Here is a 3,446-nt window from a genome sequence, read left to right as displayed (position 1 = left end):
AGAAAAGCTAAATCGCTACTTCGGGTTCGTCGAATCGGGCGAAATCTACACAAGCTATCCGGAGGCGCGCGGCCGAAGTCTGCGTATTGACATCGTTTGTCGTTTCGAACCGCCATCCGCCGCCATTGACTACCTGCGGCGCGCCGAAGCGGTGGCAGGCGAGTACCAATGCGCACTTAGCTGGAGGTTCCATGCTGGATAACCGGTCACTGCAGCGGACGGCTTCGCCGCCCGCTGAGCTTTCACGTTAGGTATCAAGATGACTCTGGCGAAAAGATTCTTCGCAGTCCTGTGGTTCATGCAGAGCGCTTACTACGTGTTTGGCCTCTACGCAATGGGAAGGACGTTTGGGGGTGCGCGTTGGCTTTCGCACGTAGGGGCGGGTCGTGCGGCGGCTGCCATCGTGATTTGCGCCGTCCTCTCAGCAATCATTGGCGTGACCTTGGTCCGAAACAAGGCTCCTATGCTGCCGACCCTCCTTGTCGGCGGTGTCTCCGCATATTTTCTTCTCGGGGTCTTCTCGGGACAGGCAATCCTTCAACTGCTTATGCCGCCATTTGTCGAATCGGCCGTTATCTGGACCTACTTGGTTGGAGCAGGGCTTTCGTTGTTCACTATTCCTATGGTCAGCGAGGCAAGCTCTGATTCTTCGGAGTCGAAGAGTGCTACCTAACCAATTGCTGCAGCGGACGGCTCCGCCGCCCGCTGAGCGCCAACGTTAGCCATCACAACCACCTCTCAAGCACTTTATGAAACGACTTGGCATTTGCACACTGATACTGACTCTTGGAATGGTCGGATGCGCGACAGACAGAACCTACATGAGGGCTTACGAAGGGCCGCCACTTCCGGCAGCAGAGGAAGCCCTCTTGAAACCCTATCTAGGGACCATTGTTAGGTCAATAAACGGTGACAGAAGGTTTGCAATCACCCCTATGCGCGCCGGCAGATCAAACTTGGATGGGGACATTGCATTGCAGCCGGGGAGAACAAAAATAGTTCTTGGCTATGAGTTGCACGGCATGAACTCCTATCGCTGGTCGTTAGAAGACAAGACCGTTGAATTCGATGCACAGGCTGGTAGGAAATACAGACTCAATGTCCGCCTGAACGAGGCCCAGACTGCGTGGATACCGTTTATCGAGGACGTTTCAAACAACCCAGAGAAGTGGTGCTGGTTTGATGAAGAGTGCGCGAAGAGAGGTCCGTCTCGGCCAATTCCACCTGAGCTTCGAAAGTAGCCACAGAGTAGTAATTCGTGCGGCCCTGGCTAACCAATCATTCCACCGGACGGCCTATTGTCGCCGGTGAATTCAAACGTTATGCGTCTTCTTGATTCCGCGAAAAGCTTCGCGATCGCCATGCGCGCAAGCGCCGCCGCCGGTCGCGGATTTCGACTTCGCGATAGCGGGGACATGCGCGGTGCGCTGACACAAGCTCGTCTCGGGCTGGCAATGCTGAGCAAGCCATATGTGCGCCGAGCGAATCCATCGGAAGCCTCGGCGCTTGTCTCGCTTACCGTTCTCGCCGAAGAGTCGGCAAATCAACTCCTCGAGCAAGGTGCTTCTGTCACCGACCTTCTCGATGCAATCGCCACGATCAAGCGAATCGACGGGTATGGCGAATCGCATCTGCGATCATCACTTTCATTCTTGGAGGCGCGCTTTGCAGCAACGTCTTCGGCGCCATCCGCATAACCCTTCTCTGCAGCGGACGGCTTCGCCGTCCGCTGAGCGCACACGTTATGCGTCCCGAGGAGAAGGCCTGCGATGAATCTACGTTCCGCTTTCCTCATAGCTTTGTGGGCGGTTGCTTGCTACTTCGGCGCCACTGACTACAAGGCTCTTGCAGTTCCGCTCATGGCTGTAGCCGTCATTGGCCTTCTGTTGTCTGTACGTGGCGGGCAGGCTGCATTCCAGATTGAAATGTCGTGGCCAAAGTTGTCGCTTCCGGCAGTCATTCTTGGCATCGTGGCGGTAGCCGGCGTCATCGGCAGCGTGCTTGTGCCAACTACGGAGCCAACGGTATGGGTCAAAGTCAAACCATATTTCTATCTACTGCTTTGGCTGGCCGCTAGCGCCGTTGTCGTCTGTCGTTCTTCCCAAAGCAAAGTCACCAAAACCGAGGCGCCGTGACGCCTAACCATTCAATCAACCGGACATGCCCCGGCAAGCCGGGTCATGCCGGTTATCTCAAACGTTAGGCGTCGCGTACATCAGCCATGTCGCTCCCGCAGTTCTCCTCACCGACCAATGCCCGAATAGGTAAGGGCTTGCTGGCACTGGCAGTGTGCCTCGGACTTCTCTCGGCATGGCGCTGGTACGTCGAGGCGCAATTCCTAAAGGCGGCCAGCGTTGCTCAAGGTCTAGTCGTTTCCACAAACAGGAAGATGGACAGCGCTGAGGTTGCGTACCAAGACAACAACGGCGTCAGCCACAAGCTCACTCCTTGGGTCAAAGCCTCTTCTCGCAGGTATGCGGTCGGAGAGAAAGTTGAGGTCCTATACCTTCCCGATGATCCAGTGGTGGCCAAGTTCAATGAGCCGATGCAAATATGGGCAACAACGCATCTGCTCCTGCTCGTCTCGGCGATCGCGGGAAGCATCGGACTTCTCACATACAAGAAGATCGTCACTTGGGGGCCGCTAGTTCAGAAGCGCCTCAAGGTTGGTCTCTAGCGGCGTGGCCGCGACGCCTAACCCTGTGCTGCAGCGGACGGCTTCGCCGCCCGCTGAACGCCAACGTTAAAGCGCAGCCATGCTCACTTGGGACCTCGAAGACTGGATCACGGACGTGGGCGCGAACCTTGTCGAAAAGCGCTTTGCCAACGCATCGAGTCTCACGACCATGGAGTCCGCCGTATACGAGATTTGGCTGCTCGATACAGAGGCGCGCAACGGTGGGGTCTCGCAGTACTTTTGCAATCATGGGCTTCAGCAGTGGGCGGATTGCCAGGCTGCAGCCGTTGCAGTCGGCCTGAGTTCATTTCGTGCGTTCGCCGATGCGCTGAACGCCATCATTGGCACAGCGCAAGATCCGTACGAAGTGGTCCGAGCGCAAGGTGATCCGGCAGATGATCTTTGGTATTCCTATCAGTCGGCTGTGGTCCAAGAGCTGAAGGGGCTATACCAAAATGCGCTTTAACCCTTTGGTCAAGCGGACCTGCGCCAGCTTCGCTGGCTGGTCTGCTTACCGCGAACGTTATCCAGCACGATGACGATCAAGGATGCCTCCACCATAGATGCTCTCGGCCTGGACCGACTCTCGGGCGAAGCAGTGTTGACTGTTGTCGATCCCCTTGAGTGGAGCGACATCGGTGGCCACTCAACGCTCCTTGCAGAAAAGCTAAATCGCTACTTCGGGTTCGTCGAATCGGGCGAAATCTACACAAGCTATCCGGAGGCGCGCGGCCGAAGTCTGCGTATTGACATCGTTTGTCGTTTCGAA

At 56.5% G+C, this 3,446-nt stretch carries 7 protein-coding genes; all 7 read left to right on the top strand.

Features of this window, described 5'->3' with window-relative positions; genetic code table 11:
• Positions 1 to 202, top strand: a 202-nt coding sequence (locus tag AC1DW0_RS29450) for a DUF6572 domain-containing protein (RefSeq protein WP_477947454.1), incomplete at its 5' end; no start/stop codon positions are given.
• Between the two features lie 547 nt (positions 203 to 749).
• Positions 750 to 1,241 (top strand): hypothetical protein, encoded by a 492-nt coding sequence (locus AC1DW0_RS29445; protein ID WP_477949613.1) that lies wholly within the window; start codon positions 750 to 752, stop codon positions 1,239 to 1,241.
• Positions 1,242 to 1,322: 81 nt separating this feature from the next.
• On the top strand, positions 1,323 to 1,697 hold the full coding sequence (locus AC1DW0_RS29440) for a hypothetical protein (protein ID WP_477949611.1): 375 nt from the start codon (positions 1,323 to 1,325) through the stop codon (positions 1,695 to 1,697).
• A 72-nt stretch (positions 1,698 to 1,769) separates the two neighbouring features.
• Positions 1,770 to 2,135, top strand: a complete 366-nt coding sequence (locus AC1DW0_RS29435; protein WP_477861233.1) for a hypothetical protein — start codon at positions 1,770 to 1,772, stop codon at positions 2,133 to 2,135.
• Between the two features lie 86 nt (positions 2,136 to 2,221).
• Entirely contained in the window at positions 2,222 to 2,677 is a 456-nt protein-coding gene (locus AC1DW0_RS29430) for a DUF3592 domain-containing protein (protein ID WP_477949609.1), read from the top strand.
• Positions 2,678 to 2,756: 79 nt separating this feature from the next.
• Positions 2,757 to 3,143, top strand: a complete 387-nt coding sequence (locus AC1DW0_RS29425) for a DMP19 family protein (RefSeq protein WP_477949607.1) — start codon at positions 2,757 to 2,759, stop codon at positions 3,141 to 3,143.
• A 69-nt stretch (positions 3,144 to 3,212) separates the two neighbouring features.
• A partial coding sequence (locus AC1DW0_RS29420; protein WP_477949605.1) for a DUF6572 domain-containing protein occupies positions 3,213 to 3,446 on the top strand: 234 nt, incomplete at its 3' end.

The organism is Roseateles sp. P4_D2 (genome assembly GCF_056401875.1).
This window is presented reverse-complemented; position numbering and strand designations above follow the sequence as displayed.